The organism is Corynebacterium sp. LK14 (assembly GCF_008042215.1).
Lineage (GTDB): Bacteria > Actinomycetota > Actinomycetes > Mycobacteriales > Mycobacteriaceae > Corynebacterium > Corynebacterium striatum.
In genome coordinates, this window is the sequence record NZ_NOVQ01000009.1 from 449241 (window position 1) to 476145 (window position 26905).

The 26905-nt window shown below is 59.9% G+C and carries 27 protein-coding genes; 17 read left to right on the top strand and 10 right to left on the bottom strand.

The genetic code is table 11. From position 1 onward, the window contains the following. Positions 1–19: 19 nt before the first annotated feature. The 5 genes from dapA (at position 20) to CHU71_RS05475 (ending at position 8749) form a co-directional block, all read left to right on the top strand. Positions 20–928: a 4-hydroxy-tetrahydrodipicolinate synthase gene (gene dapA / locus CHU71_RS05455; RefSeq protein ID WP_147760422.1), complete on the top strand. Its 909-nt coding sequence runs from the start codon at positions 20–22 to the stop codon at positions 926–928. A 2-nt stretch (positions 929–930) separates the two neighbouring features. Continuing rightward, positions 931–3066 (top strand): ribonuclease J, encoded by a 2136-nt coding sequence (locus CHU71_RS05460; RefSeq protein WP_187272027.1) that lies wholly within the window; start codon positions 931–933, stop codon positions 3064–3066. Between the two features lie 63 nt (positions 3067–3129). Next, positions 3130–3768 carry a TIGR03085 family metal-binding protein gene (locus CHU71_RS05465; RefSeq protein WP_147760538.1) on the top strand — a complete coding sequence of 213 codons (639 nt, stop codon included), beginning with the start codon at positions 3130–3132 and terminating at the stop codon, positions 3766–3768. A gap of 163 nt (positions 3769–3931) precedes the next feature. Next, the gene (locus CHU71_RS05470; protein WP_147760423.1) at positions 3932–7396 is read left to right on the top strand and encodes a DNA translocase FtsK; all 3465 of its coding nucleotides are present in this window, start codon (positions 3932–3934) and stop codon (positions 7394–7396) included. A gap of 234 nt (positions 7397–7630) precedes the next feature. Further along, complete coding sequence (locus CHU71_RS05475; RefSeq protein ID WP_100087098.1) at positions 7631–8749, top strand: TerC family protein; 1119 nt, start codon at positions 7631–7633, stop codon at positions 8747–8749. A 108-nt stretch (positions 8750–8857) separates the two neighbouring features. Here the strand turns inward: CHU71_RS05475 and CHU71_RS05480 are convergent, their stop codons facing one another. Further along, positions 8858–9151: a YciI family protein gene (locus CHU71_RS05480; protein ID WP_100087099.1), complete on the bottom strand. Its 294-nt coding sequence runs from the start codon at positions 9149–9151 to the stop codon at positions 8858–8860. A 47-nt stretch (positions 9152–9198) separates the two neighbouring features. On the opposite strand from CHU71_RS05480, the gene pgsA reads away from it, so the two are divergent. From pgsA to CHU71_RS05500, 4 genes are all read left to right on the top strand, one after another. Further along, positions 9199–9801 (top strand): CDP-diacylglycerol--glycerol-3-phosphate 3-phosphatidyltransferase, encoded by a 603-nt coding sequence (gene pgsA, locus CHU71_RS05485; protein WP_168926538.1) that lies wholly within the window; start codon positions 9199–9201, stop codon positions 9799–9801. Next, on the top strand, positions 9801–10280 hold the full coding sequence (locus CHU71_RS05490) for a nicotinamide-nucleotide amidohydrolase family protein (protein ID WP_100087101.1): 480 nt from the start codon (positions 9801–9803) through the stop codon (positions 10278–10280). The genes pgsA and CHU71_RS05490 overlap by 1 nt, the downstream gene beginning before the upstream one ends. A 44-nt stretch (positions 10281–10324) precedes the next feature. Continuing rightward, positions 10325–10696 (top strand): helix-turn-helix domain-containing protein, encoded by a 372-nt coding sequence (locus CHU71_RS05495; RefSeq protein ID WP_049063448.1) that lies wholly within the window; start codon positions 10325–10327, stop codon positions 10694–10696. 141 nt (positions 10697–10837) lie between these two features. Beyond that, positions 10838–11698 carry a PspA/IM30 family protein gene (locus CHU71_RS05500; protein WP_100087102.1) on the top strand — a complete coding sequence of 287 codons (861 nt, stop codon included), beginning with the start codon at positions 10838–10840 and terminating at the stop codon, positions 11696–11698. Between the two features lie 151 nt (positions 11699–11849). Here the strand turns inward: CHU71_RS05500 and CHU71_RS05505 are convergent, their stop codons facing one another. The 3 genes from CHU71_RS05505 to CHU71_RS05515 form a co-directional block, all read right to left on the bottom strand. Beyond that, a complete protein-coding gene (locus tag CHU71_RS05505; RefSeq protein WP_147760424.1) occupies positions 11850–12464 on the bottom strand; it encodes an energy-coupling factor transporter transmembrane protein EcfT in 615 nt (204 codons plus the stop codon). 75 nt (positions 12465–12539) lie between these two features. Beyond that, on the bottom strand, positions 12540–13232 hold the full coding sequence (locus CHU71_RS05510) for an energy-coupling factor ABC transporter ATP-binding protein (RefSeq protein WP_147760425.1): 693 nt from the start codon (positions 13230–13232) through the stop codon (positions 12540–12542). A gap of 5 nt (positions 13233–13237) precedes the next feature. Continuing rightward, on the bottom strand, positions 13238–13828 hold the full coding sequence (locus CHU71_RS05515) for a biotin transporter BioY (protein ID WP_147760426.1): 591 nt from the start codon (positions 13826–13828) through the stop codon (positions 13238–13240). A 146-nt stretch (positions 13829–13974) separates the two neighbouring features. On the opposite strand from CHU71_RS05515, the gene CHU71_RS05520 reads away from it, so the two are divergent. The 3 genes from CHU71_RS05520 (at position 13975) to recX (ending at position 16164) form a co-directional block, all read left to right on the top strand. Beyond that, a complete protein-coding gene (locus CHU71_RS05520) occupies positions 13975–14190 on the top strand; it encodes a DUF3046 domain-containing protein (RefSeq protein WP_046645314.1) in 216 nt (71 codons plus the stop codon). Between the two features lie 240 nt (positions 14191–14430). Further along, on the top strand, positions 14431–15564 hold the full coding sequence (gene recA / locus CHU71_RS05525; protein WP_046645315.1) for a recombinase RecA: 1134 nt from the start codon (positions 14431–14433) through the stop codon (positions 15562–15564). After that, positions 15565–16164: a recombination regulator RecX gene (gene recX / locus CHU71_RS05530; protein WP_100087106.1), complete on the top strand. Its 600-nt coding sequence runs from the start codon at positions 15565–15567 to the stop codon at positions 16162–16164. Positions 16165–16209: 45 nt separating this feature from the next. Here the strand turns inward: recX and CHU71_RS05535 are convergent, their stop codons facing one another. From CHU71_RS05535 to gluA, 4 genes are all read right to left on the bottom strand, one after another. Continuing rightward, the gene (locus tag CHU71_RS05535; protein ID WP_147760539.1) at positions 16210–17148 is read right to left on the bottom strand and encodes an amino acid ABC transporter permease; all 939 of its coding nucleotides are present in this window, start codon (positions 17146–17148) and stop codon (positions 16210–16212) included. Next, on the bottom strand, positions 17148–17834 hold the full coding sequence (locus CHU71_RS05540; RefSeq protein ID WP_147760427.1) for an amino acid ABC transporter permease: 687 nt from the start codon (positions 17832–17834) through the stop codon (positions 17148–17150). The genes CHU71_RS05535 and CHU71_RS05540 overlap by 1 nt, the downstream gene beginning before the upstream one ends. A 62-nt stretch (positions 17835–17896) precedes the next feature. Beyond that, positions 17897–18784 (bottom strand): glutamate ABC transporter substrate-binding protein, encoded by an 888-nt coding sequence (locus CHU71_RS05545; RefSeq protein ID WP_100087109.1) that lies wholly within the window; start codon positions 18782–18784, stop codon positions 17897–17899. A gap of 28 nt (positions 18785–18812) precedes the next feature. Further along, positions 18813–19541 (bottom strand): glutamate ABC transporter ATP-binding protein GluA, encoded by a 729-nt coding sequence (gene gluA, locus CHU71_RS05550; RefSeq protein ID WP_049145056.1) that lies wholly within the window; start codon positions 19539–19541, stop codon positions 18813–18815. A 266-nt stretch (positions 19542–19807) separates the two neighbouring features. Here gluA and miaB point away from each other — a divergent pair, with 266 nt between their 5' ends. Both miaB and CHU71_RS05560 read left to right on the top strand, forming a co-directional pair. Next, the gene (gene miaB, locus CHU71_RS05555; protein WP_168926545.1) at positions 19808–21421 is read left to right on the top strand and encodes a tRNA (N6-isopentenyl adenosine(37)-C2)-methylthiotransferase MiaB; all 1614 of its coding nucleotides are present in this window, start codon (positions 19808–19810) and stop codon (positions 21419–21421) included. Positions 21422–21440: 19 nt separating this feature from the next. Next, positions 21441–22052: a hypothetical protein gene (locus CHU71_RS05560; RefSeq protein WP_100087110.1), complete on the top strand. Its 612-nt coding sequence runs from the start codon at positions 21441–21443 to the stop codon at positions 22050–22052. On the opposite strand, the gene CHU71_RS05565 is transcribed toward CHU71_RS05560, so the two are convergent. Next, complete coding sequence (locus CHU71_RS05565) at positions 22049–23131, bottom strand: GNAT family N-acetyltransferase (protein ID WP_147760428.1); 1083 nt, start codon at positions 23129–23131, stop codon at positions 22049–22051. The two genes, CHU71_RS05560 and CHU71_RS05565, sit on opposite strands and share 4 nt — an antisense overlap. A gap of 17 nt (positions 23132–23148) precedes the next feature. Then, positions 23149–24456, bottom strand: coding sequence for a DUF349 domain-containing protein (locus CHU71_RS05570; RefSeq protein ID WP_100087112.1), 1308 nt, complete (start codon positions 24454–24456; stop codon positions 23149–23151). Positions 24457–24553: 97 nt separating this feature from the next. On the opposite strand from CHU71_RS05570, the gene CHU71_RS05575 reads away from it, so the two are divergent. The 3 genes from CHU71_RS05575 to dapF are packed head-to-tail and all read left to right on the top strand — an operon-like array spanning position 24554 to position 26900. Continuing rightward, positions 24554–25177, top strand: coding sequence for a hypothetical protein (locus tag CHU71_RS05575; RefSeq protein ID WP_005529024.1), 624 nt, complete (start codon positions 24554–24556; stop codon positions 25175–25177). Beyond that, positions 25171–26073, top strand: coding sequence for a tRNA (adenosine(37)-N6)-dimethylallyltransferase MiaA (miaA, locus tag CHU71_RS05580; protein WP_147760429.1), 903 nt, complete (start codon positions 25171–25173; stop codon positions 26071–26073). The genes CHU71_RS05575 and miaA overlap by 7 nt, the downstream gene beginning before the upstream one ends. Then, the gene (dapF, locus tag CHU71_RS05585; protein WP_147760430.1) at positions 26070–26900 is read left to right on the top strand and encodes a diaminopimelate epimerase; all 831 of its coding nucleotides are present in this window, start codon (positions 26070–26072) and stop codon (positions 26898–26900) included. The genes miaA and dapF overlap by 4 nt, the downstream gene beginning before the upstream one ends. Positions 26901–26905 lie beyond the last annotated feature (5 nt).

Sequence of the window (26905 nt, forward strand, 5' to 3'; positions counted from 1 at the left end):
GCGGGTAATCTTGACGGCTATGAGCACAGGTATGACAGCAAAGACAGGCGTAGAAACCTTCGGCCGCGTCGGAGTAGCCATGGTCACCCCGTTTGACCGCGATGGCAAACTCGATGTAGCCGCGGGGCGTCGTCTAGCAGCTCACCTCGTTGACAACGGCGTAGATTCCCTCATCCTGGCTGGTACCACGGGTGAATCGCCGACGACAACGCTGGATGAGAAGCTAGAGCTGCTCAAGGCCGTCAAGGAAGAAGTAGGGGACCGCGCAAAGCTCTGCGCAGGTGCAGGTACCAACAACACCGCAGTGTCCATCGAGTTGGCCAAGGCTTCCGCAGAAGCGGGTGCAGACAGCCTGCTCGTTGTGGCTCCTTACTACTCCAAGCCTTCTCAAGAAGGTGTGTACGCCCACTTCGCAGCAATTGCCGAGGCAACCGATCTTCCGATCTGCCTCTATGACATTCCTGGCCGCTCGGGCATTCCAATTGCGACGGAGACCATCCGCCGCCTTGCGGAATTGCCGAACATCAAGGCTGTCAAGGACGCTAAAGGCGACCTTGGCGCGGCCGCACCGCTTATTCAGGAGACCGGCTTGGCTTGGTACTCCGGCGATGATCCGCTGAACCTGCCTTGGCTGACCTTGGGCGCCTCCGGCGTCATTTCGGTCGTCGGCCACGCAGCTCCGCGTGCTCTCGCGGATCTCCTTGTTGCCTTCGAAGAAGGCGACCTTGCACGCGCAAGGGAGATCAATGCACAAACTTTGACCCCGCTCGTCCAGGCGCAAGCGCGTCTGGGAGGAGCAACACTCGCAAAGGCTGCCCTGCGTCTGCAGGGCATCGAAGTCGGCGACCCTCGTCTCCCAGTTGTCGCGGCCTCCGCGCAGGAGATCGAGGAGCTTCGCCGTGATATGGAAAAGGCTGGAGTCCTTTAAGAATGACTGAACCCCGTAACCGTTCCCGCAAGGTTACCCGCAAGGCGGGCCCACCAGCGGAAACTGAGACCGCCTCGAATGAGGCGGCTTCGCCGGTTTTTCAGGCACCGACCAATTCGGCGCGCACGGAATCCGGTGAGAACAATTCCAAGAACACCTCCGATGGCCAATCCTCTGGCAACGGCAACAACGGTGGCAACAATTCCGATAAATCGGGCAACAACGAGGGCGGCAACAACCGTCGCTCCCGTTCCCGTGGCTCCCGTGGTCGCGGTCGCGGCGGCAACGGAAACAATAGCGGTAATGAGAACAATGGCAACGGCAACAACGGTGGCCGCGGCCACCGTAACAACAACCGCGGTCGCCGCAACGTGCCGAAGTCAATGCAGGGCGCGGATCTGACTAAGCGTCTGCCGGAACCACCAAAGCAGCCGAAGGATGCCCTGCGCATCTACGCTCTGGGCGGTATCTCCGAAATTGGCCGTAACATGACCGTCTTCGAGTACCAGGATGAGCTGCTCATCATCGACTGCGGCGTGCTCTTCCCGTCCTCTGGCGAGCCGGGCGTTGACCTGATCCTGCCGGACTTTGGCCCGATCGAGAAGAAGATTCACAAGGTCAAGGCACTCGTTGTCACCCACGCTCACGAGGACCACATTGGTGCTATCCCGTGGCTGCTGAAGCTGCGCCCGGATATTCCAATCGTGGCATCGCGCTTCACCATCGCCCTGATTGCGGCGAAGTGTAAGGAACACCGCCAGAAGCCGAAGTTCGTTGAGGTCAACGAGAAGTCGGATGTGAACTACGGTCCTTTCCGCTGCCGTTTTTGGGCAGTTAACCACTCCGTTCCGGATGCACTGGGCATCATGCTGGGCACCCCAGCCGGCAACATCATCCACACCGGTGACATCAAGCTGGACCAGACCCCGCTGGACAACCGTCCGACCGACCTTCCGGCACTGTCTCGCTACGGCGATGAGGGCGTCGACCTGATGCTCTGCGAATCCACCAACGCGAACATTCCGGGTGTTTCCGCATCCGAAGGAGATATCCCGGCTACCTTCCGCCGCTTGGTGTCCAATGCTAAGCAGCGCGTCATCATCGCGTCCTTCGCGTCCAACGTGTACCGCGTACAGGCAGCTATCGACGCCGCCGTTTATGCTGGCCGCAAGGTTGCCTTCAACGGCCGCTCGATGATGCGCAACATGGAAATCGCCGAGAAGATGGGCTTCCTGAAGGTTCCGCGCGGAACCATCATCCCGATCGACGAGGCTGCCAAGATGGCACCGCACAAGGTCTTGCTCATCACCACCGGTACCCAGGGCGAGCCAATGGCTGCGTTGTCACGCATGGCACGCCGTGAGCACCGTCAGATCACCGTCCGCGACGGCGACCTCATCATCTTCTCCTCGTCCCTGATTCCGGGCAACGAAGAGGCCGTTTACGGTGTCATGAACATGCTCTCCCAGATTGGTGCTGAAGTTATCACCAACAAGGAAGCCAAGGTTCACGCCTCCGGCCACGGCTACGGCGGCGAGCTGCTCTTCCTGTACAACGCTGCGCGTCCGAAGAACGCTATGCCGGTCCACGGCGAGTGGCGTCACCTGCGTGCAAACAAGGAACTGGCAGTCTCCACTGGCGTTGACCGCGACCGCGTGGTTCTGGCACAGAACGGCGTCGTCGTTGATCTGCGCAACGGCCGTGCAGAGGTTGTTGGCCAGATTACCGTGGGTAACCTCTACGTCGATGGCGTCTCCATGGGTGACGTCGACGCAGATACCCTGGCAGACCGCACCAACCTCGGTTCTGGCGGCGTCGTTTCCATCACCTGTGTGATTGATAACCGCACGTCCCGACTGCTTGAGCATCCGGCTGTATCCACCACTGGTTTCTCTGACGATGACCGCGGCATCGTGCCGGAGGTTGCCAAGTTGGTTGAGTCCACGATGAACGATCTCGCCGCTGAGGGTGAGAACGATACCTACCGCATGGTGCAGAAGCTGCGCCGCAAGGTATCCAAGCTCATGGATTCCAAGTACAAGCGCGAGCCAGTCATCTTGCCGACCATCATCCCGACAAACTCTGGTCCGCTCTTGGCTGATGACGAAGAGGTAGAGGCTTCCCGCGAGTCTCTCTAAATAAAGCAGTAGCTTTAGGAGCTTTAGGGTAAACCTCTCAAACGACATGTGCCCCGGCAGTCTATGCTGGGGCACATGTCGTTTTCTTCTGCTGAGCGCGCCAAGATGGTGGCGCTGTTCCATAAACTAGGTCCGGATGCCCCTACGCTGTGCGAAGGCTGGACCACTCGCGACCTTGCCGTGCACTTGTGGGTAAGGGAAAACCGCCCTGACGCGGCCGCTGGGATGTTCATCCCGCAGTTGCAAAAGCGCCTTGAGTCGGCGATGCAGGAAGCAGCGGCGCGTGACTTCGATGAGCTGGTTGATGCTTGGGGGAGGGGAGCGAAGAAGACGAACCCAATGCGCTACGTTGATTCACTGCTAAACCTCACTGAGCACTTCATCCACCATGAGGACATTCGCCGTGCCAACGGTATGACCGAGCCGCGCGACTTTTCAAAGGCAGTGGAGAAGGAACTCCACAAGGGGTTGAAAATGTTGGCTCCCCGCATGTTGAGCAAGTCCGCGAAGTCGGTTGTCATGTACCCGGAGGGCCTGGCTCGCATCGTCGTGGGCGATAGCAAGAAGGTGGCTGAGCGCGGGGACGACGTCGTCCGCGTCCTGGGCCCAGTCTCCGAACTGGTGCTGTGGACCTACGGCCGTGACGCCAGTGACGTCAAGATTGAGGGCGATAACAATGCTATCGTCCGATCCAGCCTCTAACTTTGTGTCAAGCCCTTAGGCTGGAATATGCGCAGTAAGTTGTGCCTTACTGTTCATTGAGGATGCAAAAGCGTGTAGAAGCCTTATTCACTAAGGAAAATATCCACCCGAAACTAGTGTGGCGTATGTGAATAGTGGTGCAAGGGCTACTAGAGTGGCGGATATGTCTGTCAAAAACGCACCGTCACGCGCCTCGCACCGTGGCCGCTCCTCAAAGGGAAGCGCCCGCCCTGCGAACCGATCGCGGCCGTCTGGCCGTACCGGTACAGGTAAGTCCTCGAGCCGGGGAAACTCCGAGCATCTCACGCTGACTTCCGCAAACCGCGCTGCTGAGACCTCTTCCGAGAGGACCGGCAGCGCATTTCGTGCTGTCGGTCGTGGGCTAAGCGCGGTTTTTGGCGCCACAGCGCGTGGCATGGGCGATATGGCACGCGGCGTCGGCCGTGGAATGAACAATCTGCGACCGAGTGACGGCGGTGCGGATGATCGCGATATCTACGGCGACTATGACACTGAAGATTACGATGATGTAAGGGAGCCGGAGGAAATTTCTACTCGGGGCAAAACCAAGAAGAGCAAGGTAACCCGCGCCAAGAACAATGGCAAAGGTCGGGGCGAGGACGTCGCGAATAATCCTGAGACTGCGCTGGACCGCTCTGTCGATCCTGAGGGCCGCGTCGCCCGGCAGGAACGCACCATCCAGATTTCCAATCCGGATGCGGTTGCGCTGACCCTGATTGGCATCGCGATTGTCCTCGCGTGTGCGGTGTGGTTCGACATCGTGGGCGTCATCGGTGCCTACCTCACCAATGTGGTGCGCTACGTCATCGGCGCAGGTGCGTACGTGCTACCAGTGGCGCTGGTGGCCCTCGCCATGGCGCTCATGATGGGGGTATCCGGCGTGGCCGGTCACCTCAAGCCACGCGTCGTGGGCGGTACCACCCTCATCATCGTGTGCATGCTGGGCCTCATCCACATCTTTGCCGGACTGCCTGCTCTGTCGTGGTCAAACAATGCTGCAGGTGACGCCGGCGGCGCCATCGGTTTTGTCGTGGGCCAGCTGCTCGAGGCGGCGTTCTCTGCTTATGTTGCGGTTCCATTGCTGTTCCTGTTGATCATTTACGGTGCCCTGAACATCACGGGTATCACTCTGCGCGAGGCCTTCGACTACATCTCGGCGATCTTCAACGACCTCATGGCCGGCTTGCGCGAACGCAAGGACGGATGCTACGAGGACTACGACGAGGAGCTCCACGACGACGCCTATGGTCACGTCAATGACGATATCGAGGACATCGCCGAGGGGCGTGAACGCGCACCGCGTGAGGAACGCCAGGCGCAGCAGCCGCGCCGCGCACGCCGCCAGCGCCCACGCCGCCTGTCGACGCCGATGGATAACTACCCGGCAGACGCAAACGCAACGGTCTCCTTCGACTCCGCTCAAGCGCCGATGCAGGACGCTGATGAGGACGCCGCAGCTACTGCAGCGCGCGCCGAGCAGTCCGCGCTGCTCGATGATGCGGGGCAGCCGACCGAGGTTATCTCACAACCGGCCACGCCGGCGCACCCAGTGCAGCATGGCCGCCCAGAATTCAATTCAACTATCCCGCGCAGCGTCGACGACACCGATGAGATTCCAGTAGTCCGCGACGAGGTGTCAACCACCGTGCTCCCAGCGTCTCCGCGCTCGGCAACCCCGCGCCGTACTTCCCAGGCATCTGCCAGCGCAGCCGGTGCCGCAATCGGCGGTGCCGCCGGTGCTGCCGCTGGCGCGGCTGCGGGTGCTGCGGCAGGAGCGGCGTCGCCAAGCGCTGCTCTCGACTCCGCAGCAGACGTGGTCTCCTCGGCACACGCTGAGGCAGTGCGCCTGTTCCAACAGCGATCCGGGCGCGATGCCACGACCGGCAAGTCCGTCGAAGAGCCAGCAACGCAGTCCCAGCAGTCCGCACCACAGGCGCAACCCGCACAGGCGGCTTCTGCTGCACCGGCCCCGGCACCTGCCCCTGGTGTGGCTAGCGAATCCGACTACGACGTGCCGACCACTGACCTGCTGACCCCGGGCAAGCCTGCCAAGGCTCGTACCGAGGCCAACGACCGCATCATCGAGGCCATCACTGATGTCTTCGAGGAGTTCAAGGTCGACGCCCAGGTCACCGGCTTTAGCCGTGGCCCAACAGTTACTCGCTACGAAATCGAGCTTGGACCAGGCGTCAAGGTCTCCAAGATTACGAACCTGCAGTCCAACCTGGCCTACGCCGTGGCCACGGACAACCTGCGTCTGCTGACCCCGATCCCGGGCAAGTCCGCAGTGGGCATCGAGGTGCCGAACGCAGACCGAGAGATGGTGCGTCTGCGCGACGTGCTTGATTCCCCGGCCATCGTTGGTTCCGACGATCCAATGCTCATCGGCTTGGGCAAGGACATTGAGGGTGAATACTCGTCCTTCTCCGTGAAGAAGATGCCACACCTTTTGGTGGCGGGTGCTACCGGTTCCGGTAAGTCCGCATTCGTGAACTCCATGCTCGTCTCGTTGCTCACCCGCGCGACCCCGGAGGAGGTGCGCCTCATCCTCGTCGACCCGAAGATGGTGGAGCTCACTCCGTACGAAGGCATTCCGCACCTCATCACCCCGATCATCACACAGCCGAAGAAGGCGGCAGCCGCCCTCCAGTGGCTGGTCGAGGAGATGGAGCAGCGCTACATGGACATGCAGTCCGCCCGCGTGCGCAAGATCGAGGATTACAACCGCAAGGTCATCTCCGGCGAGCACCAGGCACCTGCCGGCTCCCAGCGTGAGATGCGCCCGTACCCATACATCGTGTGCGTGGTGGACGAGTTGGCCGACCTCATGATGACCGCCCCGAAGGAAATCGAGGAGTCCATCGTCCGCATTACTCAGAAGGCACGTGCGGCGGGTATCCACCTGGTCCTGGCAACCCAGCGCCCTTCCGTGGACGTCGTGACCGGTCTGATCAAGACCAACGTTCCATCCCGCCTCGCCTTTGCTACCTCGTCGCTGACTGACTCCCGCGTCATTTTGGACCAGGGTGGCGCTGAGAAGCTCATCGGTATGGGCGACGGTCTGTTCATCCCGCAAGGCGGACGCCCGGTGCGTATGCAGGGCGCGTTCGTTTCTGACGAAGAGGTTCAGGCTGTTGTCGATGCCGCGAAGGCACAAGGCCAGCCGAACTACACTGAAGGCGTCACGGAAGAAAAGAAGTCCGAGGCGAAGAAGGAAATCGACGAGGACATCGGAAAAGACCTGGATGATCTGCTTGAGGCCGTCGAACTTGTGGTTACCTCCCAGTTGGGTTCGACGTCGATGCTCCAGCGCAAGCTCCGCATCGGCTTTGCTAAGGCTGGTCGCCTGATGGATTTGATGGAATCCCGCGGCGTCGTGGGTCCTTCCGAGGGCTCGAAGGCACGTGAGGTTCTGGTCAAGCCGGAAGAACTCGACACCATAATCTGGATGATTAAGGGCGCGGATCCGGCTGAAGCCCCGAAGGAAATCCAGGATGAGATGGCGCAGTCTGCTGACGGTGGCGACGCAGCGCTTGACGACGCCGCGTCCTCCGACGACACACGCACCATGCAGGCCACCTACAACCCATCTTCTGGGGCGTTCTAAGAACTGGACTCCAGTTGCGCTGGTGCTTTAATGCCCTACCGATTTAAATGCGGTAGGGCATTTTCTTTTGTGTAATATAGGACGAGTCTTGGAGGGGAGTACCCCGCTCCACAGCGATGATCGTCAACACGGCAGCTCGGATTTATACCAGGGTTCCCGGTCTCGCTGGCCCGCGTCGAGCGGGTGGGGGAGACCTCCGGTCAATTTCGTAACCCGACCGGAGGATATTTATATATGCATGTCCCATTGTGGATCTGGGCGATCACCATCGTCGTCATTCTCGGATTTTTCATCTTTGATTTCTACAGCCACGTGCGATCCCCGCATGAGCCTTCCATCAAGGAATCCGGCTTCTGGACCCTGTTTTATATGGGCCTCGCCGTCATCTTCGGCGGTATCGTCTGGGTGCTGTGGGATCACGAGCACGCCATTCAGTTCTACACAGGCTGGGTGACTGAGCAGGCCTTGAGCGTGGACAACCTCTTCGTGTTCGCACTGATTATGGGCTCGTTCAAGATTCCTCGCCGCTTCCAGCAGAAGGTGCTGTTGATCGGCATCGTGTTGGCGCTGCTATTCCGCCTCATCTTCATCATGCTCGGTGCTGCGATCATCCAGGCGTGGTCCGACGTGTTCTATCTGTTCGCAATCTTCCTTATCTACACCGCAGTCAAACTCATCATCGATGAGATCCGCGACGCTGAGGAGACGGACCCCAACGACATGCTCGTCATCAAGTGGCTGCGCAAGGTCATCCACGTGACGCCGCGCTACCACGGTGACAAGCTCACCCACCGCGAGGAATCCGGCCCGAAGAAGGGCAAGCTGGCTCTGACGCCACTGTTCGTGGCATTGACCGCTATTGGCCTCATCGACGTTATGTTCGCGTTTGACTCCATCCCGGCTATCTACGGCATTACTTCAGAACCGTTCCTGGTCTTTACTACTAACGCGTTTGCCTTGATGGGCCTGCGCCAGATGTTCTTCCTGATTGATGGCCTCTTGGAGCGTCTGGTCTACCTGCCTTATGGCCTGGGCATCATCTTGGGCTTCATCGGCGTGAAACTCCTCTTCCACGCGCTGCACGAAAACAACCTGCCGTTCGTGAATGGCGGCGAAAACGTCAGTGGCATTCCAGAGATCCCGACCTTGATGTCCCTGCTGGTTATCGTGGGCGTCCTCGCGGTGACCGTTGCCGCCTCTGTTTTGAAGAGCAAGCGCGACGAGGCCCAGGGTGGCATCTCGATATCTCATAACCACTATGACTGGGACGAAGAGGGTAACAAGATTGTTCGCACCAAGAGCGGCGAGTTTGTAGGTAAAGCTGCGGACCTACCGCAGTCAGAATTGCCTTAAACCACAAGTTTGAGAGGTGTTTACACCGCACCATAAAGGCCCGGAGAGAAGCACTGTGCATTTCTCCCCGGGCCTTAGCATTTATCGAGGTTGGGCGCTTACTAGCTACTAGCTAAACGAGTTGATGACTGGATTCCACTCGCGGAAGTCGCGGGCGGTGACTGCACCGGATGCAAAGAAAGGATCGTTGTCCATGGTTGCGGCAGCGTCTTCGATGGTGGCCGTCTCATCCGTGAACTGGAGGACAATCAACGCGCCGCCCTTGGCATCTGGGAATGGTCCTGAGCCGAGAATCTTGCCTTCGGCATTGAGGCCGTTGATGAATTCGCGGTGCGCCGGACGGTTATCAGCGATGGCCGGATTTTCAGGGTCATATTCGTAGAGTGCTGCAATGTACTTCATGCCCCTCATCTTAGGGAGTTGGGGGAGTCAGCCGCAGGAGCTTCAACATGGCAGGTAGGATTAGTCCCGTGAATGATTCTCAAGCTCAGCAAAAGGCAGCAGCGGCGTCGGATGTAAATCCCAACGTTTCCAACTGGAATCTGCCCAACGTCTTGACCAGCTTGCGAATTCTTTTTATCCCAGTCTTTGCATGGCTTGTCCTGGCGGACCATGAGTGGTGGGCGTTTGGCCTATTTGTGGTTTTGATGATCACGGACAAGCTGGACGGCGACATTGCTCGTTCCCGCGGTCTGATTACAAACTTTGGCAAGATTGCTGACCCCATCGCAGATAAAGCATTGATGACGGCTGCATTCGTCTGTCTCAATATCATCGGTGTGCTGCCTGTGTGGGTGACGGTGGTTATCTTGGTGCGCGAGTTCGGCATTACCTTGTGGCGCATGGCTTTGCTGCGCCAAGGCAAGGTGGTGCCAGCATCTAAGGGCGGCAAGCTAAAGACTGTTCTCCAAACCATAGCTGTTGCCATGTACCTGTGCCCGCTACCGAGCTGGATGGATATCCCTACTTTTGTAGTTATGCTCGTGGCAGTTGTGGTCACCGTGGTCACCGGTGTGCAGTACCTCATTGACGGTAGGAAGCAGAATTGCTAATGGATTCCCTGGCTAGCCAAGTAGTTGAAACGCTCAAGCGGCGCCGGGAAACCGTGGCGTTTTGCGAGTCTCTGACTGCTGGCCTAGCCGCGGCAACCGTGGCCACCGTGCCCGGCGCCTCTGCCGTGTTGCGCGGGGGATTGGTTACCTACGCAACCGAGGTAAAGTCCCATTTCTTGCACGTTCCTCTGGAGCAGCTGGAGGAACGGGGCGTGGTTTCCGCGCCGACGGCGCAGGAGATGGCCGTGGCTGCCGCCCGTGAGACTGGCGCGGATTGGGCGATCTCGTTAACTGGTGTCGCAGGCCCTGATACTCAGGAGGGCAAACCCGCGGGCACGGTATTCGTAGGGATTGTGGGCCCCAGCGTTGAACCAACGGCGATTCAGACGGAGCACCTTTCTGGCTCGCGCGACGAGATTCGAACGGGTGCTGTAGCCGTAGCATTGAGCCTGCTTCTATCAACTTTGGAAGAAAATTAGCACTGTCGGGAACAAAGTGCTGACTTAGCACGTTGTACAGGATGATGAACACTACAACAGCACTTCTTGAAAAGCCTTTAAACGCCACCCAGGCGCGGGTACCGGGTGCCGTCGAAACCCCTAAACGCGCTCCGGAACCGCTCCTTCGTGAGGCTTTGGGGATCACGCTCCGCGCCTTCCGCGCTGACAAGGGCGTGACTCTCCGCGAGCTCGCCGGCGTGGCCCGTGTATCCCCGGGTTACCTCTCCGAGCTAGAGCGTGGACGCAAGGAAGTATCTTCAGAGCTTCTGGCGTCTGTCTGCCATGCGCTCGAGGTAAGCGTTGCTGACGTTCTCATTGAGGCAGCGGGCTACATGGCACTGCCGTCGATGGATGAGGAACTGGCGTCGACTGCCCCTGCAGCATCTGAGCTCTAACTAGCTTTTAATAGCCCGCGCTCCACAGCGAACTTTATGCCCTAGGCAACGCAGTGAAGCGCGGGCTTCGCTAGTATAGAGAACCGGAGAAATACTTTTTCAGAAAATTTTGAAAGCTAATTAGGAAGGCCCCAGAATACAATGGCGAATCCATTCGTAAAGGCATGGAAGTACTTGATGGCACTCTTCGATTCCAAGATCGAAGAAAATGCTGATCCGAAGGTTCAGATCGAGCAGGCTATTGAGGAAGCACAGCGTCAGCACCAGGAGCTTTCGCAGCAGGCAGCTGCTGTCATTGGTAACCAGCGTCAGCTCGAGATGCAGCTTAACCGTCGCCTGAGCGAAATTGAGAAGCTGCAGGGCAATACCCGCCAGGCTCTCGAGCTCGCTGACAAGGCTCGTGCTGCAGGTGACGCAACCAAGGCTACCGAATACGAGAACGCTGCGGAGGCTTTCGCTGCACAGCTCGTTACTGCTGAGCAGTCTGTAGAGGACACTAAGAAGCTTCACGATCAGGCACTTCAGCAGGCTGAGCAGGCTAAGAAGGCTGTCGAGCGCAACGGCATGGCTCTGCGCGAGAAAGTCAACGAGCGCTCCAAGCTGCTGTCTCAGCTTGAGCAGGCCAAGATGCAGGAGAAGGTCTCCGAGTCGCTTAACTCCATGAACGAGCTGACCGCGAACGGCAACTCCCCGTCGCTGGATTCTGTGCGTGACAAGATTGAGCGCCGCTACACCAAGGCATTGGGCCAGGCTGAGCTCGCCGAGAACTCCGTTTCTAATCGCATGCACGAGATTGAGCAGGCTGGCGTTCAGCTCGCAGGCCACTCCCGTCTCGAGCAGATTCGTGCTGAAATGAACACCACCAAGGCTGTGGAGGGCAACCCCCAGCAAGCAATCGAGGGCAGCCGCACTGCTGGTTCCGCTGCTGACAAGGCAGCTCAGCCAAATGCTGCAGCTGATGATGCTGTCCAGGCTCGTCTCCGCGAGCTGCGCGGCGAGTAAGCCTTAGTTGACGCTACGAAAGTAGCCGATAGCCTCGAGTATAGGAAGGGCCTCACCCTTGGCATCCGCCAGGTGAGGCCCTTCCTGCATGTAGTGAGTTTCTGGGGACTGAAACTCGGGTTCCGAATTCATGGAGCTACTCTAGCAAGCATTAATCACCGACGCCGCGGGCTTGCAGGGCCTCACCCATGGCCTGGGCGCGGCGGATAGAGCGGATGACCACCGGTGTACCGAAGGCGAGCAGTGACGTGCCGGCTCCGCGTGCTTTGCGGGCGTCGAGGACTTCATTGACTGTGCCGAGCATCAGCGGCAACAGACGGATTGTCAGCGACATGGCAAGGCTGAGGTTTTCTACTGGCAGTCCGAGTTTCGCGAAAGGTTGTAGTGCTCGCTCAAAAGCCTCCATCATGTCTGAAACCTTGGTAGTCAAGGTCAGCAAAACGGCCGCGATGATTGAGGCATAGACACTAAAAAACATCACCACTGCGGTGACAAAGTCCTTTTGCCACCACTGAAACGCGGCTAGGGCCAACAAGAGATAAAGAGGCGGCAAAAGTTGGCCCCATGCCACATTGATAGGGATACGTGCAATGGGGTAGAGAGCCACTGCTATCGCGGCGGCGCCGATCGCAGTGGGAATGGATTTAGCCCACAGTGTGGTGACCACAATGAATGTAATGAGAACCACAAACTTCACCCATGCCGGACGCCGGTGGATGATGGTGTCGGCATCAACGTAATAACCGAGGGGGATGTTCTTGGGCACGGCTGGCTTCCTACTTCACAAAGGGTTTCGGTTGGGGTGATTGTTGAGTGGGTCGGTTCTTTTAAGCTGACTTCTTTAGAGCGGCCGTGAGGCCATGAGTTTGCGGTAGAAAGTGATGACCTCCTCGGGTGCGCCGTCGGCAGCAATCTTGTGGTCATCGATGCAGATGACGCGGTCGAAGTCATTGATGAATTCGAGGTCGTGGGTGACCACGATGAGTTGCTGCTCAAGTGCCGCGAACTCACGCCGGATGCGGTCACGGTTGCGTAGGTCGAGCAAGGTTGTCGGCTCGTCGGCGATGATGAGCGACGGGTCCATGACTAGTACAGCCGCCAGCGCAAGCAATTGTTTCTGACCACCTGACAGCGTGTGTGGTGATTGCTCCGCTAGATGTGAGAGCCCGAATCTCTCGAGGGCGGCGTCGACACGCGCCTTCTTTTCTTCCTTAGCTAGTTTCATGCGACGCAAGGAAAAGGCGACGTCGTCACGCACATTTGGCATCACGATTTGGTTCTCTGCATCGGAGAATACGAAGCCCACTTTGCGGCGGACTTCTTTGCCACTCTTCGCTACATCGACGGCGTCGACAAGCACTGTGCCCTTAGTTGGTTCACCCAAACCATTGATGAGACGCGTCAGCGTGGACTTGCCCCCACCGTTGGCACCGATGATTCCAATGCGCTGCTCACTGAGGGTCAGGTTGATACCAGAAAGGATCTCCTTGTCCTCGAAAGAGACGCAGACCCCTTGAAAATCAATTGTTGGCATAGTGCTTAAGCCGCGGATTCAGCCTTCTTTGTCACAGGCTTGCGGCCCATGAGATCCGGGAAAGCTGAGTGCACACCGATGGCGATGATGATCATGATCACCAGCTTGAGCGCATCTGGGCCGAGGAATGGAATCTGTGCCAGGGCAGCTTCGCCCCAGCCCATGCCCGCGCGCAGTGCCAGGCCGACGGTGCCGCAAGCATACTGAATGAGCAAGCTGACAAAGCCGGCGACGGTAATCATGATGGCAAGGCCTGTCTTGTTGCGCGGTGCACGGTAGGCCACAGCGCCGCCGATGGCAGGGGAGATGAGGTAGCCCGCGATGTAACCAACTGTTGGGCCAGGCAGGGCGCTGATGACGCTACGTCCGCCAGCAAGGACCGGAAGGCCTACGAGGCCGAGAACGATAAACAGCAGGCCCACGAAGAATCCGCGGCGACCGCCGAGAACTAGACCCGCCAGGGTAATGACGGCGTTCTGGATAACGATGGGAACACCGGAGACAGGACTTGGAATGGAAATGAACGCAAAAACGATGATGAGAGCGGTAAAGACTGCAGCATATGCGATGTCAGTCGCGACAGAGTTCTTTTTCATGGTGGGGAGATTACACGTGTGTCAACGAAGCAGGAAACCGGCAGTTTTGAACAGCGTTCAACGTGGGGTATTGGCGGCGCTTTATGCCCTAGATGGGGGACTTGTCCTAGGGAGGGTGTGCAAGGCCGCCCTGTAGGATGGCTGGCATGCGATTGACGGAATATCACCAACTGGTTGTCGACGAGTTCGGCGAGTCCGAGGGGAAGTGGATTAGCCATTCCCACGTACTAGCAAAATATGGTGAGACCGCTGACGAGCTAATCGAGCGAGGAGTTGACCCGGGCGACGTGTGGGACGGATTGTGCGATGACTTTGACGTTCCCGAAGGAAGGCGCCTTGGGGTCGACTATCCAACCTTGTAATCGTTAGCTCGGCCTTTCGAACGCGTTGAAACCTTTATGGCCTGAAAATAGAACAGACACGCTGATTTTGGGTGGAAATTCGAACATCTGTGTGTGTATTGTTGTGGGGGATGTCAGGCTGATTCGATAGCTTTTGTCTGTCGGCGGAACCAATGTTGCGCAATAACAGTCTAAAAAGAAGAACTCGCGCTCATCGGCGCGTGAATCATTCTGCGTTAATAATCAAAGTTAGGGAAATAAATGGCAACCAAGAAGAAGTCCACTGCCGCGGCAGCTAAAGGTGATGACCGCCAAAAGGCTCTTGACGCCGCAATGGCGATGATTGAGAAGGATTTTGGTAAAGGCGCAGTCATGCGTCTGGGTGATGACGAACGCCCGCCAATCCAGGCGATCTCCTCCGGTAATACCGCGATCGATATTGCTCTGGGTATCGGTGGTTTCCCGCGCGGCCGTATCGTTGAGATTTACGGTCCTGAGTCTTCCGGTAAGACAACTGTTGCGTTGCACGCCATTGCTTCTGCGCAGAAGGACGGCGGCATTGCCGCCTTTATCGATGCGGAGCACGCATTGGATCCGGAATACGCCCGTCTGCTGGGCGTAGACACCGACAACCTCTTGGTCTCCCAGCCGGATACTGGTGAGCAGGCGCTGGAGATCGCGGACATGCTTGTTCGCTCCGGCGCTATTGACATCATCGTTATTGACTCCGTGGCAGCGCTGACCCCGAAGGCAGAAATTGAGGGCGAGATGGGGGACTCCCATGTGGGTCTCCAAGCTCGTCTGATGTCCCAGGCTTTGCGCAAGATGACCGGTGCGCTTTATAACTCCGGCACTACCGCAATCTTCATTAACCAGCTGCGCGAGAAGATTGGTGTCATGTTCGGTTCGCCGGAGACCACCACTGGTGGTAAGGCGCTGAAGTTCTACGCATCTGTCCGTTGCGACATCCGCCGCATTCAGACCCTGAAGGACGGCCAGGATGCAATTGGTAACCGCACCAAGATCAAGATCGTGAAGAACAAGGTTTCCCCACCATTTAAGATTGCCGAGTTCGACATCATGTATGGCGAGGGCATCTCTAGGGAGTCCTCCATTATCGATTTGGGCGTGGAACATGGCTTCATCAAGAAGTCCGGTTCCTGGTTTACCTATGAAGGTGACCAGCTCGGTCAGGGTAAGGAGAAGGCTCGTAACTTCTTGAAGGAAAACAAGGACCTCGCTGACGAGATCGAGAAAAAGATCTTCAACAAGTTGGGGATCGGCTCTGGTGCAGCTACCGACGAAGATATTCCAATGGACGTGCCAGGTGCGGATGATCCGCTAACTGATGAGGCAGTGGACTTGGTGCCAAACGTCGACTTTGACGACGAATAAATGAACAAGCCCGCCCCAGAGAAGCTCGAGAAGCTACGCCGGGCGCTGGAAGATTATGAATCCGGCGCCACTGGAGGCGGGCTTTTTGATGTCCAGGAAGAAGAAGCCAAAGCCAAGGTGCGCTCGCGCGCGCTGCTGCTGCTCGATCAGCGTGCGCGTTCGCGGTCGGAGCTGCATGACCGCCTGGTGCAGGCCGAGTTTGACCCGGAGGTCGTCGAGTCGGTGCTTGACGATCTTGCGAACGTGGGCCTGCTCGATGACGCGGCATTCGCGCGTGAATGGGTGCGCCAACGCCATGCGCGCCGCGGCAAGTCGGCGCGGGTGCTCGACCGCGAGCTGCAGCGCAAGGGGGTAGCGCAAGCAGACCGTGCGGAGGCGCTCGAGCAGGTGACGCAGGAGTCCGAGCAGTCCATCATGGAGGAGCTCGCTGCTAAGAAGGCGCGCTCGGTGAAGACGATCCCGGAAGACCGTGCGGAGCGCGACAAGGCGCTGCGGCGCATCGTGGGCGTGCTTGCCCGCCGCGGCTTTAACGAGGGTGCGTCGTTGCGCGTGGCGAAGGCGGCTCTCGAGGCGCGCTGCGCGGAGCTGGAAAACGAGTAAACCCCCAGCTGGTTGCTGAGGGTTCGGCTTGCCCATGTGAGGTGTTTATTCCGCGGGGTTGCGGATTTCCTTGTAGCCGGGCGCGTGCCAATCGGCGTTGACCTCGTCCTTGGTGTCGAGGCCCTGCGAGCGATGGTGCGGCACGGCGGCCACGATATTCTTGCGGGCGCGGCCGGCGCGCAGCTGGCGCTCGATGCGTTGGGCCAGCACTGTCAGTCCCCAGTTGATGAGGATCATGATGATGGCGACGACGATGAGCGAAGCCAGGTAGTTCTTGTTGAAGGACGCGGACTGGATACCGGAGCGGACAACTTCGACATAGCCGATCTGGTAGCCGAGCGCGGAGTCCTTGAGGGCGATGACCATCTGCGAGATGAGCGCAGGCAGCATCGCCGCGACGGCCTGGGGGAGCAGCACCTTGAACATGGTCTGCTGGTGGCTCAGTCCCAGCGCCTTAGCTGCCTCGGTTTGGCCCTTGGGCAGAGAACGGATGCCGGAGCGCAGAATCTCGGCGACGACGGAGCCGTTGTAGAGCGTGAGCGCGAAGACAACGGCACCGAAAGCGAGGTGCTTGGACGGCACGAGGTCGTAGACTGCGAAGAGCTGGTAGGCGAAAATCATGAGCAGCAGCACGGGGATGGCGCGGAAGAACTCCACGACCACGCCGCACACCCAGCGGATGGGACGGTGCTCGCTCAGGCGTCCCAGACCGAAGACCACGCCAAAGACGATAGCCAACAGAATGGAGGCGACGGCGGAGAATATCGTGCCCTTGAGACCCGGGAGCAGATACGTCGTCCATGTCTGCGAGTTGAGGAACGGCGTCCACAGCTCAGGGTTGAGCTGGTTGCGCTCGTTCAACTTCATAAACACCCACGCGAGGACCGCGGTGGCGACGATGACGGTGATGACTGTATAGATGGCGTTGTTGCGTCGGCCCTTGGGGCCGGGGGCATCGTAAAGCACTGTGGCGCGTACGGACATCATTTCCTCACCGCCAATTTCTCAGAAAGCTTGCCCAGGCCAAGGCCCATGGGCAGGGTGAGGATGATGAAGCCTGCTGCGAAGATGAGGAAGATGACAAAGAGCTGGCTGGCGTGGAACTCGATGGTCGACTTCATGAGCAGCGAGGCCTCGGCGACGCCGATGACAGACGCGATGGTCGTGTTCTTCGTCAGCGCGATGAGCGTATTGCCCACCGGGACGATGGCTGCGCGGACTGCCTGTGGGAAGACGATGGTGCTAAATGTCTGGGTAAAGGACAGCCCGAGCGAGCGGGCGGCCTCCGCCTGGCCGAAGTCCACGGTGTTGATACCGGAGCGCAAGGACTCGGCGACGAAGGCGGAGGTGTAGAGGATAAAGCCCACCATGGCCAAACGTACGTTGTTGTCGATGAGGAATGTCGCCGACTCGCGGCTCGCGAGCGTGACGCCGAGGGTCTGGTACAGGCCGAAGGAACAGAACAGCACGACCAGCGTGAGCGGCGTATTGCGCACGATCGTGATGTACGTCGTAGCTAGGAAGCGCAGAATGCCGACGGGGGAGACGCGCATCGCGGTCAGGATGGTGCCTAGAATCATGGAACCCAACGCCGACCACAGCGTGAGTTTGATAGTGAGCCAAAACGCGGGCCAGAGTTCTGGACCCAGCTGGCTCCACATGGAGCTCATGGTTTCTCCTCGTTCATTGGGGATGGGAGGGGCCGGGCTTTCGTACCCGGCCTAAGGAGGCGTTATTCCACGAAGGACAGGTCGCCCGGGGTACCCGGCTCGATGGCGTCGCCCTTGCCGAGGTTGGCAGAGACGAGCTTGTCGAACTCGCCGGAGGAGTGCATCTCCTTGAGCGCAGCGTTGATGGCGTCTGTGGCTTCTTGGTCGTCCTTGGCCAGGCCGATGCCGTAGTACTCGTCGGTGAACGGCTTGCCGTCCTTCTCGAGCTCGACGACCTTGAACTTGCCCTCGTTCTGAGCGGCGTAGCCGTTGAGGATGGTCGCGTCCGTGGTCATCGCGTCGATGGTGCCCTGGGAGAGTGCCTCAACGCAGGAGGAGTAAGTGTCGAACTCCTGGAGCTGGACGGACGGCAGAGCCTCCTTGACCTTCTGAGCCGGGGTAGAGCCGGTGACAGAGCAGAGGATCTTGCCGTCGAGACCGTCGAGACCCTTAATTTCCGCGTTGTCGGCAGAAACGAGCAGGGCCTGGTGGGTGACAAGGTACGGGCCACCGAAGTTGACCTTCTCCGCGCGGGAGGCGTTGATGGAGTAGGTCGCGGCGATCATGTCGACCTGGCCGTTCTCGATGAGGGTCTCGCGCTGCGCGGAGGGGGTTTCCTTCCACTCGATTTTTGGCTCAGCCCAACCCTTCTCCTTGGCGATGTGGTTGACGACGTAGGTCGCGACGTCGACGTCCAGGCCGGACATGGACCCGTCGCCCTCGCGCAGGCCGAGACCCGGCTGGTCGAACTTGGTGCCGAGGGTGACGTTGCCAGACTCGATGTGGGCGAGTAGGCCCTCGCCTTCGCCGGAGGCGGAGTCGGAGGAGCCGCCGCAGGCAGCGAGCAGGGCTCCAGAGGCAAGGACGGCGGAGGTTGCGGCGATAACGCGGGTGATGTGGGAACGAGACATGGTGTTTCTCCTTGAGATGAGGATGGGATTAATGGTGGAGGATCTTGCCCAGGAAGTCCCGGGCGCGACCCGATTGCGGGTTGGTGAAGAAAGAGTCAGGGTCGGTATCTTCGACGATCTCGCCGTCGGCCATGAACAAGATGCGGTCTGCGGCTTTGCGGGCGAATCCCATCTCGTGCGTGACGACGACCATGGTCATGCCCTCCTTGGCGAGGTCCGTCATGACGTCCAAGACCTCGTTGACCATCTCCGGATCGAGAGCGGAGGTCGGTTCATCGAAGAGCATGACCTTCGGCTTCATCGCGAGCGCGCGGGCGATGGCGACGCGCTGTTGCTGGCCACCGGAGAGCTGCGCCGGGTATTTGTCTGCCTGGTTGGCAATCCCCACGCGGTCGAGGAGCTGGAGTGCTAGGTCGTTCGCGGCGGACTTGGACATCTTGCGCACCTTGATGGGGCCCAGCGTTACGTTGTCCTTGATAGTCAAGTGCGGGAAGAGGTTGAACTGCTGGAAGACCATGCCCACGTCGGCGCGCAACGTGGCCAGGGCCTTGCCTTCCTCCGGCAGTGGGGTGCCGTCGATGGCGATGGAGCCGGACTCGATGGTCTCGAGGCGGTTGATGGTGCGGCACAGCGTGGACTTACCGGATCCCGAGGGGCCGAGCACGACAACGACTTCGCCGCGCTGGATCTCGAGATTAATGTCGCGCAATGCGTGATAATCGTCGAAGTACTTTTGTACGTCGCTGATGCGAATCATTGGGGAGTCGCTCACATCATTACTTCCTTCCGTATGTTGAACGGGTCATGTTGGGATAATAGGGTGCGCTGTGTCACAAGGTTGGGCAATAGGGTCACGTTTTGATAACGCTTCACCCGTCTGTAAAGAGGATTCCATCTGTCGTAATATAGAAATACCTGGTAAATGAGGAGAAATATTCATGCGGCGAAGTTGGTAAACAGGGGAAGAGCGCGGTTATGAGTTACCCCCGAGCGTCGTTAGAATGAACCGACGTGAGCGCCCCCATGAACACTAGAAACCCCAAGAACGCCGTCACCGGAGTTGATCCGGAGGTCGCCCTCGGCCAGATCGCGCAGAGCGCCGGCACCAACCCGGATGGTTCCGCCCGCACCTATGAGGTGCGTACTTTCGGCTGCCAGATGAACGTCCACGATTCTGAGCGCATCTCGGGCCTGCTCGAAGAGGCTGGCTATGTTGCTGCCGCGGAGGAACAAGAGCCTGACCTCATCGTCTTCAATACCTGCGCGGTGCGTGAGAACGCCGATAAGCGCCTGTACGGCACGTTGGGCGCGCTGAAGAAGACCAAGGAAAACCACCCTGGCATGCAGATCGCCGTGGGCGGTTGCTTGGCGCAGAAAGACAAAGATACCGTCCTCGACAACGCACCGTGGGTCGATGCAGTCTTCGGCACCCACAACATGGCAGCACTTCCCACGCTGCTCGAGCGCGCTCGCCACAACGACGAGGCACAGGTGGAAATCGTCGATTCCCTAGAGGCCTTCCCGTCCGTGCTCCCGGCCAAGCGCGAGTCCGCCTACGCAGGCTGGGTATCCGTGTCCGTGGGCTGCAACAACACTTGTACCTTCTGCATCGTTCCTTCCCTCCGCGGTAAAGAAGAGGATCGCCGCCCGGGCGACATCCTCGCTGAGGTTCAAGCCTTGGTTGACCAGGGTGTTTCCGAGGTCACCCTCCTTGGCCAGAACGTTAATGCCTATGGAGTGAACTTCGCTGACCCAGATCTGCCGCGTGACAAGTTCGCCTTTTCCAAGCTGCTGCGCGAGGTAGGCAAGATTGAGGGCCTCGAGCGCCTGCGCTTTACCTCGCCCCACCCAGCTGAGTTCACCTCTGACGTCATCGACGCCATGGCTGAGACCCCGGCCGTGTGTCCGCAGCTGCACATGCCTTTGCAGTCTGGCTCCGATCGCATCCTGAAAGAGATGCGCCGTTCCTACCGTTCCAAGAAGTTCTTGGCCATCCTCGACGAAGTGCGCGAAAAAATGCCGCACGCGGCGATCACCACCGACATCATCGTCGGCTTCCCGGGTGAAACCGAAGAGGACTTCGAGGCCACCATGGACGTCGTCAAGCGCGCGCGTTTCGCCTCCGCCTTTACTTTCCAGTACTCGCCGCGCCCGGGCACCCCTGCTGCCGAGATGGAGCAGCAGGTACCCAAGCACATCGTGCAAGAGCGCTTCGAGCGTCTGGTTGCCCTGCAGGATTCCATTCAAGCTGAAGAAAACGCCAAGCTCATCGGCACCGACGTTGAGCTGCTGGTCCAGGCCGAGGGGGGCCGCAAGGCAGGGGAGACCCACCGCCTGACGGGCCGCTCCCGCGATGGGCGCCTGGTGCACTTTGCGCCCGTGCTTGTCGACGCCGCTGGCACTCGCACCGAAATCACCGCGGACATCCGCCCTGGCGACGTTGTTCACACCACCGTGACCGATGCTGGTTCCTTCTTCCTCGTGGCTGACTCCGGCGTAACCTCGCACCGCCGCACCAAGGCGGGCGATATGTCCGCAGCCGGTCAGACACCCACCACCGCGCCGATTGGTGTGGGCCTGGGACTGCCGCAGATTGGCAAGCCTGCGCGCCAGCAAGATGACGCCTGCGGCTGCTAGAGGAGTACGCTAGACCACCATGAGTAATCAGTACGAACAAGCCCACGCCGCCGAACGCGCGGCTGCCAAGAAGATGGAACTGGGAAACCACAGGGTCGCCCTCATCATCGCTATCGTGGTGTGGGTTGCGTACTTGGTTCTGCCCTATGCCGGCCCGGCGCAGGGCTGGGAAGCGCTGCAACTGGGCACCACGGATGACGGCGTGCGGATCTCCATCATGGAAAATGTCTCCGCATGGTTCTCCCTCGTGGGCATTGGCGTGCTGACCACCCTGACTGTGGCCACACGTCGCACCAACTTTGCGCTCGCCGCGTGGATGATGGTGGCCATTTCCTTCTTCATTAGCCTGTGGAGCTTCTGGTTCCGCGGTTCCACCGCTGATAGCCCTTCCATCGGCATGTGGGTAGGAACCCTCGCGAGCCTCATCGCCTTCCTTGCATACTGCCAAGTGGCGTTCAAGCGCAGCCCAGAGCAGGTCGCAGCTGCTGAGAAGGCCCGCCGCGAAGCCAGCAAGCTGGACCAGGTGGGAATCCTGCAAACCGAGGCAGCAACCACCCTCGCGCCGGAGGAGAACCCGCTGCTCATCGACGATCGGCGTCGCCAAGCAGCGCGGCGTTACAAGAAGTCCTAAAGCTTGAGCTCCCACGCCGACGATGTAGAGATGACCTCTGCACCAAGGTGCTGGTAGATGCGGTTCATGGCCGGATCGGCGTCGGCTACCGAGCAATAAGCACGGCGGGTATCAGGCCACCACTGAGCCACCTCGTGCAGTGCATGCAGCTTCGCTGACGTGGCTAGTCCCACGCGCCGCCTATCGCGCGCAGTGACCGTGATCGTCCACTCGCATACCTCGGGATCTGCGTCGTGATGGCGCGCCAACTCGGTGAGTGCCACGATACGGCCTTCTTCCTCCACTGCGATGAGAAGCGTGTGTGACTTGCGCGCCCGCAGGCGGGAGTGGGCTTCGGCCAAGCGCTCCCGTGTCCAATTAATAGGCTCCGTGTTGAGATCCCCGTAGACCGCATCCGTGGATGCGACCGTTAGAAGGTCCAAGATGTCGTCGAGGTGATGCTCTGGGATGTCATAGTCCGCGAACACGTGGAAGCTGCGGCCCGCCACCGGGAAAGGCCGGGCAGGGGAGTCGGGGAACTCAACGAACATCTGGTGTTCTGAATGCTTGGGCTGGAATCCCAGCTCCGTGTAAGCGGTGGAAAAAGGATCGTAAGAGTAGTCCGCTTCAGCTGGGTAGAGCATGCCGATTTGCGCCACACTGCGACCAAACTGGCGGGCCAAGGCCATTGCGTGTTCGGCGAGCTGACGCGTTACGGCCAGTGCCTCGGGCTCAAGTTCTTCGCCCGGCAGGGGCAGGTAATCAGCGCCGAGCACGCATTCGATCTCGGCATTCTGGGTCTCCTCGAGCAGCGGAAGGGAGATATGGATAAAGCCGTCAAAGTCGAGCTCCGGGCTGGGCTCTACTGCTGGAATAGTGGGAAAGCCTAGCTTACCGACCTCCAGCGGGGTGTCCTCAGTCAGTCCAAACAAGTAGGTGACGGATTCGGTGGAACCTTGTAGGCGCTGTACCACCCGCGAAGGCGCGGAAGAGGCCGCGGGATCGCCGGAGGCCTCCTGTGCGTAAAGGTTCGCATCGAAGATGAAACTGCGCACGCAGTCGGCGGGCTCCCCGCGGCCGGGTACGATCTGAACGAGCAATTACTTGCAGGTGACCGTTACTTGTCGTTGACTGCAGCGGCAGCTGCGTCGGCGAATTCCTGCCACTGCGCAGCCTGTGCGCGCAGGTCCTCGGCCTTCTTGGCATTGCCCTTGGCCTCGGCTGCTGCAGCCTGAGCCGTCAAGTCATCAACCTTGGACTGGAACTGGGCTACGCGTGCCTGTGCTTCTGGATCAGTGCGGCGCCACTCGGAGTCCTCGGCCTCAGCGACGCGCTTTTCGAGTACCTCGATCTTTGCCTCGTACTCGCGGACCTGGTTACGCGGAACGTAGCCAATCTCCTCCCACTTTTCCTGCAGCTCACGCAGCTTTGCCTTGGCAGTCTCGATGGACTTGGAAGGATCGATCTGGGAATCGTACTCAGCGATGAGTGCGTCCTTGGCCGCAGCGTTGGCGGCGAACTCTTTGTCGCGCTCGTCATTGACAGCGTTGCGTGCAGAGAAGAAGTGGTCTTGTGCGGCGCGGAACTGCGCCCAGAGCTTGTCATCAGCCTCGCGCGGTGCGCGGCCGGCTGCCTTCCACTCGGTCATGAGGTCGCGGTAAGCGCGAGCGGTCTGACCCCATTCCGTGGAGTCCTGAAGTGCTACGGCGCGCTCAACAAGTTCCTCCTTGCGCTTGCGTGCGGCGGCGCGGTTGCGGTCGAGCTCCGCGAAGTGGGCGCCGCGGCGGCGGTTGAAGGAATCGCGCGCACGGGAGTAGCGCTTCCAGAGTGCGTCGTCAGTCTTGCGGTCAATGCCGCGGATCTGCTTCCACTCTTCGAGAATGGCGCGGATACGGTCACCCGCGGCCTTCCAGTCGGTGGAGTTTTCTGCGATGTCTTCTGCCTCGGCGGCCAGCTTCTCCTTGGCAGCGATGCCTTCCTCGCGGCGGCGTGCCTTGTCTGCCTGTGCCTGTTCACCGGCGGTTACGGAGTGCTCGATGACAGCGCCCAAGCGCTTATTGAGTGCTGCAATGTCGCCGATAACCGCAGCGGTAGGCAAGCTCTCACGCAGCTCAGCAGCGGTGGCTTTGATGGACTCAGCCTCGCCAGGATGCGCCTTGAGACGAGCCTCGAGGAGCTCGATCTCGGTGGAGAGATCGTCGTAACGTGCGCCGTAGTGAGCCAAGCCCTCGGCCGGGGTACCAGCCTTCCACTCGCCAATCTTGCGCTCGCCCTCCGGGGCGTTGACGTAGACCGAACCGTCTTCTTCCACGCGGCCCCACTTGGCCGGATCATTGTGAGGAGTCTGCTTCACCGGCTGCGCACCAGGACGAGCGCCTGGACGAGCACCCTTCTTGGGCATTGAACCTGGGGTTGGGATCGACATGGTTGAAACCGCCTTCGTGAAAAGTCGCGCCGCGCGTCACGGCTGCCTAGAGTGTTCTCCCTTACAGTACCTTCTCCTACACTAGGATGAGGAAGCAATGTTAAATCTTTTGGTAATGCCTTCTTCCCCCGCCCTCGCGGCTGAGCTTTCGCCTGCTGATGGCGCCAGCCGGGCCCTTCTTGCCGCTGCTCGCCAACTGGTTGTGGAGTTTGCGGAGGCCTCAAGATTAGGGGAGGAAGCAGCGGAAATCGAGGTGGACATCGTCGGTTCGCGCGATCCGCGTTGGCATACTAACCTCAGCGGCTCACTGCGGGCATGGGGCGCACCCAGCGTCGAGCTTGGTGCAGGAAACTATCTCCCGGAGCTCATGGCGCGGTATGTGCTGGACGGCGTCGTTAAGCACCGCGTCGCCGATACCCGCGACCACGTGGGTACACCGCGTGCCGGCGTCCTCACCATGGTGTGCGTGGATGGCAGTGCGGGGCTTACAGCGCGGGCGCCGCTCGCGCTTGTCGACGGCGCTGCAGATACCGCCCTGTGGTGCGAGTCCCTGCTCTCCGGCGTGGACGTGGACTGCGACGAGTCTTTGCTGGCGGAGACGGGCGTGCTGGAAACCCGCTTGTGGGCTGAGCTTGCAGCTTTGCGGCCCACGCAAGCGGAATTGCGTGCGGCCGATTCCACGCTGGGCGTAGGGCGCTACGTTGCGGGGTGGCAATGCTAAGGCCCATCGCAGTCGTGGGGCCCACCGGATCCGGTAAATCGGACCTGGGCGTCAAGTTGGCCCATGAATTAGACGGTGAAGTAGTAAACGTCGACTCAATGCAGCTCTACCGCGGCATGGACATCGGCACCGCCAAGCTCACCGTCGAGGAACGGGAAGGCATCCCGCACCACCAACTCGATGTGTGGGAGGTGACAGAGACGGCTTCCGTGGCGCGCTACCAGCAAGACGCCGTCGCTGACGTCGAGGACATCATGGCCCGCGGCAAGACGCCCATCTTGGTCGGGGGCTCCATGCTTTATGTGCAAGCACTCGTGGATGATTGGCAGTTTCCGCCCACTGATCCGGCAGTGCGCGCGAAGTATGAGGCGCGGCGTAAAGATATCGGCATCGAGAAGCTGCACGCGGAGCTCGCGGAGATTGACCCAGCCGCAGCGTCGAACATCGAGGACAAGGACCCGCGCCGGACTGTTCGCGCCCTGGAAGTCATCGAGCTTACCGGCAAGCCTTTCAAAGCCAGCCAGCCGCCCAAAGATGCGCCGCCGCGCTGGGACACGTTGTTGCTGGGGCTGCGCACCGAGGCAGAATGGCTCAATCCACGCATTGAGCTGCGTAGCCGGCGCATGTTCGAGCGCGGGCTTGTGGCAGAGGTCGAGGCCCTGCAGGTCGCAGGCTTAGTGGAGGATTCCACGGCGGGCCGCGCAATCGGATACGCGCAGGTATTCCAGGCCCAACGCGGCGAGTTGACGTGGGAAGAGGCCGTTGAGCGCACGATTACTGGAACGCGCCGCTATGTGCGCCGGCAGCGGGCCTGGTTCAACCGTGACAAGCGCATTAACTGGCTGGACGCAGCCGGTGATACCTACCAGCAGGCGCTGCGTATTATTGAGGCATGAAATTTGCCAAGGGACACGGTACTGAAAACGACTTCGTCATCATCGAGGATCACGAGGGCACTCTAGAACTAAGCCCAGAGCGGGTCCGCGTTCTATGCGATCGCCGCGCCGGCATCGGCGGCGACGGCCTTCTGCGCGTGGTGCGCGCTGGCGCACTGGGTGAGCCACTGGCTGAGGGCATTGCCCCTGCGGACTGGTTCATGGATTACCGCAATGCCGATGGCTCTGTGGCTGAGATGTGCGGCAATGGCACGCGCGTCTTCGCACACTGGGTGCGCTCCCGCGGTTTGGTGGACAGCGAGAGCTTCGTCGTCGGTACTCGCGCAGGGGCAAAGCAGGTCACCGTGCATTCCTTCGACGAGCATGATGCGCAGGTGAGCGTGGAGATGGGCCCTGCGGAGGTTACCGGCGTGTCCACTGCCTCGATGGCTGGAGAAAACTTTGCCGGCTTGGGCGTTGACATGGGCAACCCGCACTTGGCTGCAGTGATTCCGGGCCTCACGCCGGAGTCTTTGGCGGATATGGTTTTCGCGCAGCCGGAGTTCGACCACGAGTTCTTCCCGCATGGCGTCAACGTTGAGGTGCTGACACAGCTTGTCGACGGCACGGTATCCATGCGCGTCTTCGAGCGCGGCGTGGGGGAGACCCAGTCTTGCGGAACCGGTACGGTGGCCGCGGCACGAGCCGCGCTTGCCGACGCCGGCGAGGGCGCCGGAACCGTCACCGTCAATGTTCCTGGCGGCCAGGTGCAGGTAGAGATCTTCGACGGGGGTTCACGTCTTACTGGGCCTTCGCGCATCGTGGCTGAGGGCACCACGGTTCTCTAGCTCAT

Excerpts from the sequence above, each read along its gene's own strand:
- dapA (WP_147760422.1), top strand. The coding sequence starts at position 20 with ATGAGCACAGGTATGACAGCAAAGACAGGCGTAGAAACCTTCGGCCGC.
- CHU71_RS05460 (WP_187272027.1), top strand. The coding sequence starts at position 931 with ATGACTGAACCCCGTAACCGTTCCCGCAAGGTTACCCGCAAGGCGGGC.
- CHU71_RS05465 (WP_147760538.1), top strand. The coding sequence starts at position 3,130 with ATGCTGGGGCACATGTCGTTTTCTTCTGCTGAGCGCGCCAAGATGGTG.
- CHU71_RS05470 (WP_147760423.1), top strand. The coding sequence starts at position 3,932 with ATGTCTGTCAAAAACGCACCGTCACGCGCCTCGCACCGTGGCCGCTCC.
- CHU71_RS05475 (WP_100087098.1), top strand. The coding sequence starts at position 7,631 with ATGCATGTCCCATTGTGGATCTGGGCGATCACCATCGTCGTCATTCTC.
- CHU71_RS05480 (WP_100087099.1), bottom strand. The coding sequence starts at position 9,151 with ATGAAGTACATTGCAGCACTCTACGAATATGACCCTGAAAATCCGGCC.
- pgsA (WP_168926538.1), top strand. The coding sequence starts at position 9,199 with ATGGCAGGTAGGATTAGTCCCGTGAATGATTCTCAAGCTCAGCAAAAG.
- CHU71_RS05490 (WP_100087101.1), top strand. The coding sequence starts at position 9,801 with ATGGATTCCCTGGCTAGCCAAGTAGTTGAAACGCTCAAGCGGCGCCGG.
- CHU71_RS05495 (WP_049063448.1), top strand. The coding sequence starts at position 10,325 with ATGAACACTACAACAGCACTTCTTGAAAAGCCTTTAAACGCCACCCAG.
- CHU71_RS05500 (WP_100087102.1), top strand. The coding sequence starts at position 10,838 with ATGGCGAATCCATTCGTAAAGGCATGGAAGTACTTGATGGCACTCTTC.
- CHU71_RS05510 (WP_147760425.1), bottom strand. The coding sequence starts at position 13,232 with ATGCCAACAATTGATTTTCAAGGGGTCTGCGTCTCTTTCGAGGACAAG.
- CHU71_RS05515 (WP_147760426.1), bottom strand. The coding sequence starts at position 13,828 with ATGAAAAAGAACTCTGTCGCGACTGACATCGCATATGCTGCAGTCTTT.
- CHU71_RS05520 (WP_046645314.1), top strand. The coding sequence starts at position 13,975 with ATGCGATTGACGGAATATCACCAACTGGTTGTCGACGAGTTCGGCGAG.
- recA (WP_046645315.1), top strand. The coding sequence starts at position 14,431 with ATGGCAACCAAGAAGAAGTCCACTGCCGCGGCAGCTAAAGGTGATGAC.
- recX (WP_100087106.1), top strand. The coding sequence starts at position 15,565 with ATGAACAAGCCCGCCCCAGAGAAGCTCGAGAAGCTACGCCGGGCGCTG.
- CHU71_RS05535 (WP_147760539.1), bottom strand. The coding sequence starts at position 17,148 with ATGTCCGTACGCGCCACAGTGCTTTACGATGCCCCCGGCCCCAAGGGC.
- CHU71_RS05540 (WP_147760427.1), bottom strand. The coding sequence starts at position 17,834 with ATGAGCTCCATGTGGAGCCAGCTGGGTCCAGAACTCTGGCCCGCGTTT.
- CHU71_RS05545 (WP_100087109.1), bottom strand. The coding sequence starts at position 18,784 with ATGTCTCGTTCCCACATCACCCGCGTTATCGCCGCAACCTCCGCCGTC.
- gluA (WP_049145056.1), bottom strand. The coding sequence starts at position 19,541 with ATGATTCGCATCAGCGACGTACAAAAGTACTTCGACGATTATCACGCA.
- miaB (WP_168926545.1), top strand. The coding sequence starts at position 19,808 with ATGAACACTAGAAACCCCAAGAACGCCGTCACCGGAGTTGATCCGGAG.
- CHU71_RS05560 (WP_100087110.1), top strand. The coding sequence starts at position 21,441 with ATGAGTAATCAGTACGAACAAGCCCACGCCGCCGAACGCGCGGCTGCC.
- CHU71_RS05570 (WP_100087112.1), bottom strand. The coding sequence starts at position 24,456 with ATGTCGATCCCAACCCCAGGTTCAATGCCCAAGAAGGGTGCTCGTCCA.
- CHU71_RS05575 (WP_005529024.1), top strand. The coding sequence starts at position 24,554 with ATGTTAAATCTTTTGGTAATGCCTTCTTCCCCCGCCCTCGCGGCTGAG.
- miaA (WP_147760429.1), top strand. The coding sequence starts at position 25,171 with ATGCTAAGGCCCATCGCAGTCGTGGGGCCCACCGGATCCGGTAAATCG.
- dapF (WP_147760430.1), top strand. The coding sequence starts at position 26,070 with ATGAAATTTGCCAAGGGACACGGTACTGAAAACGACTTCGTCATCATC.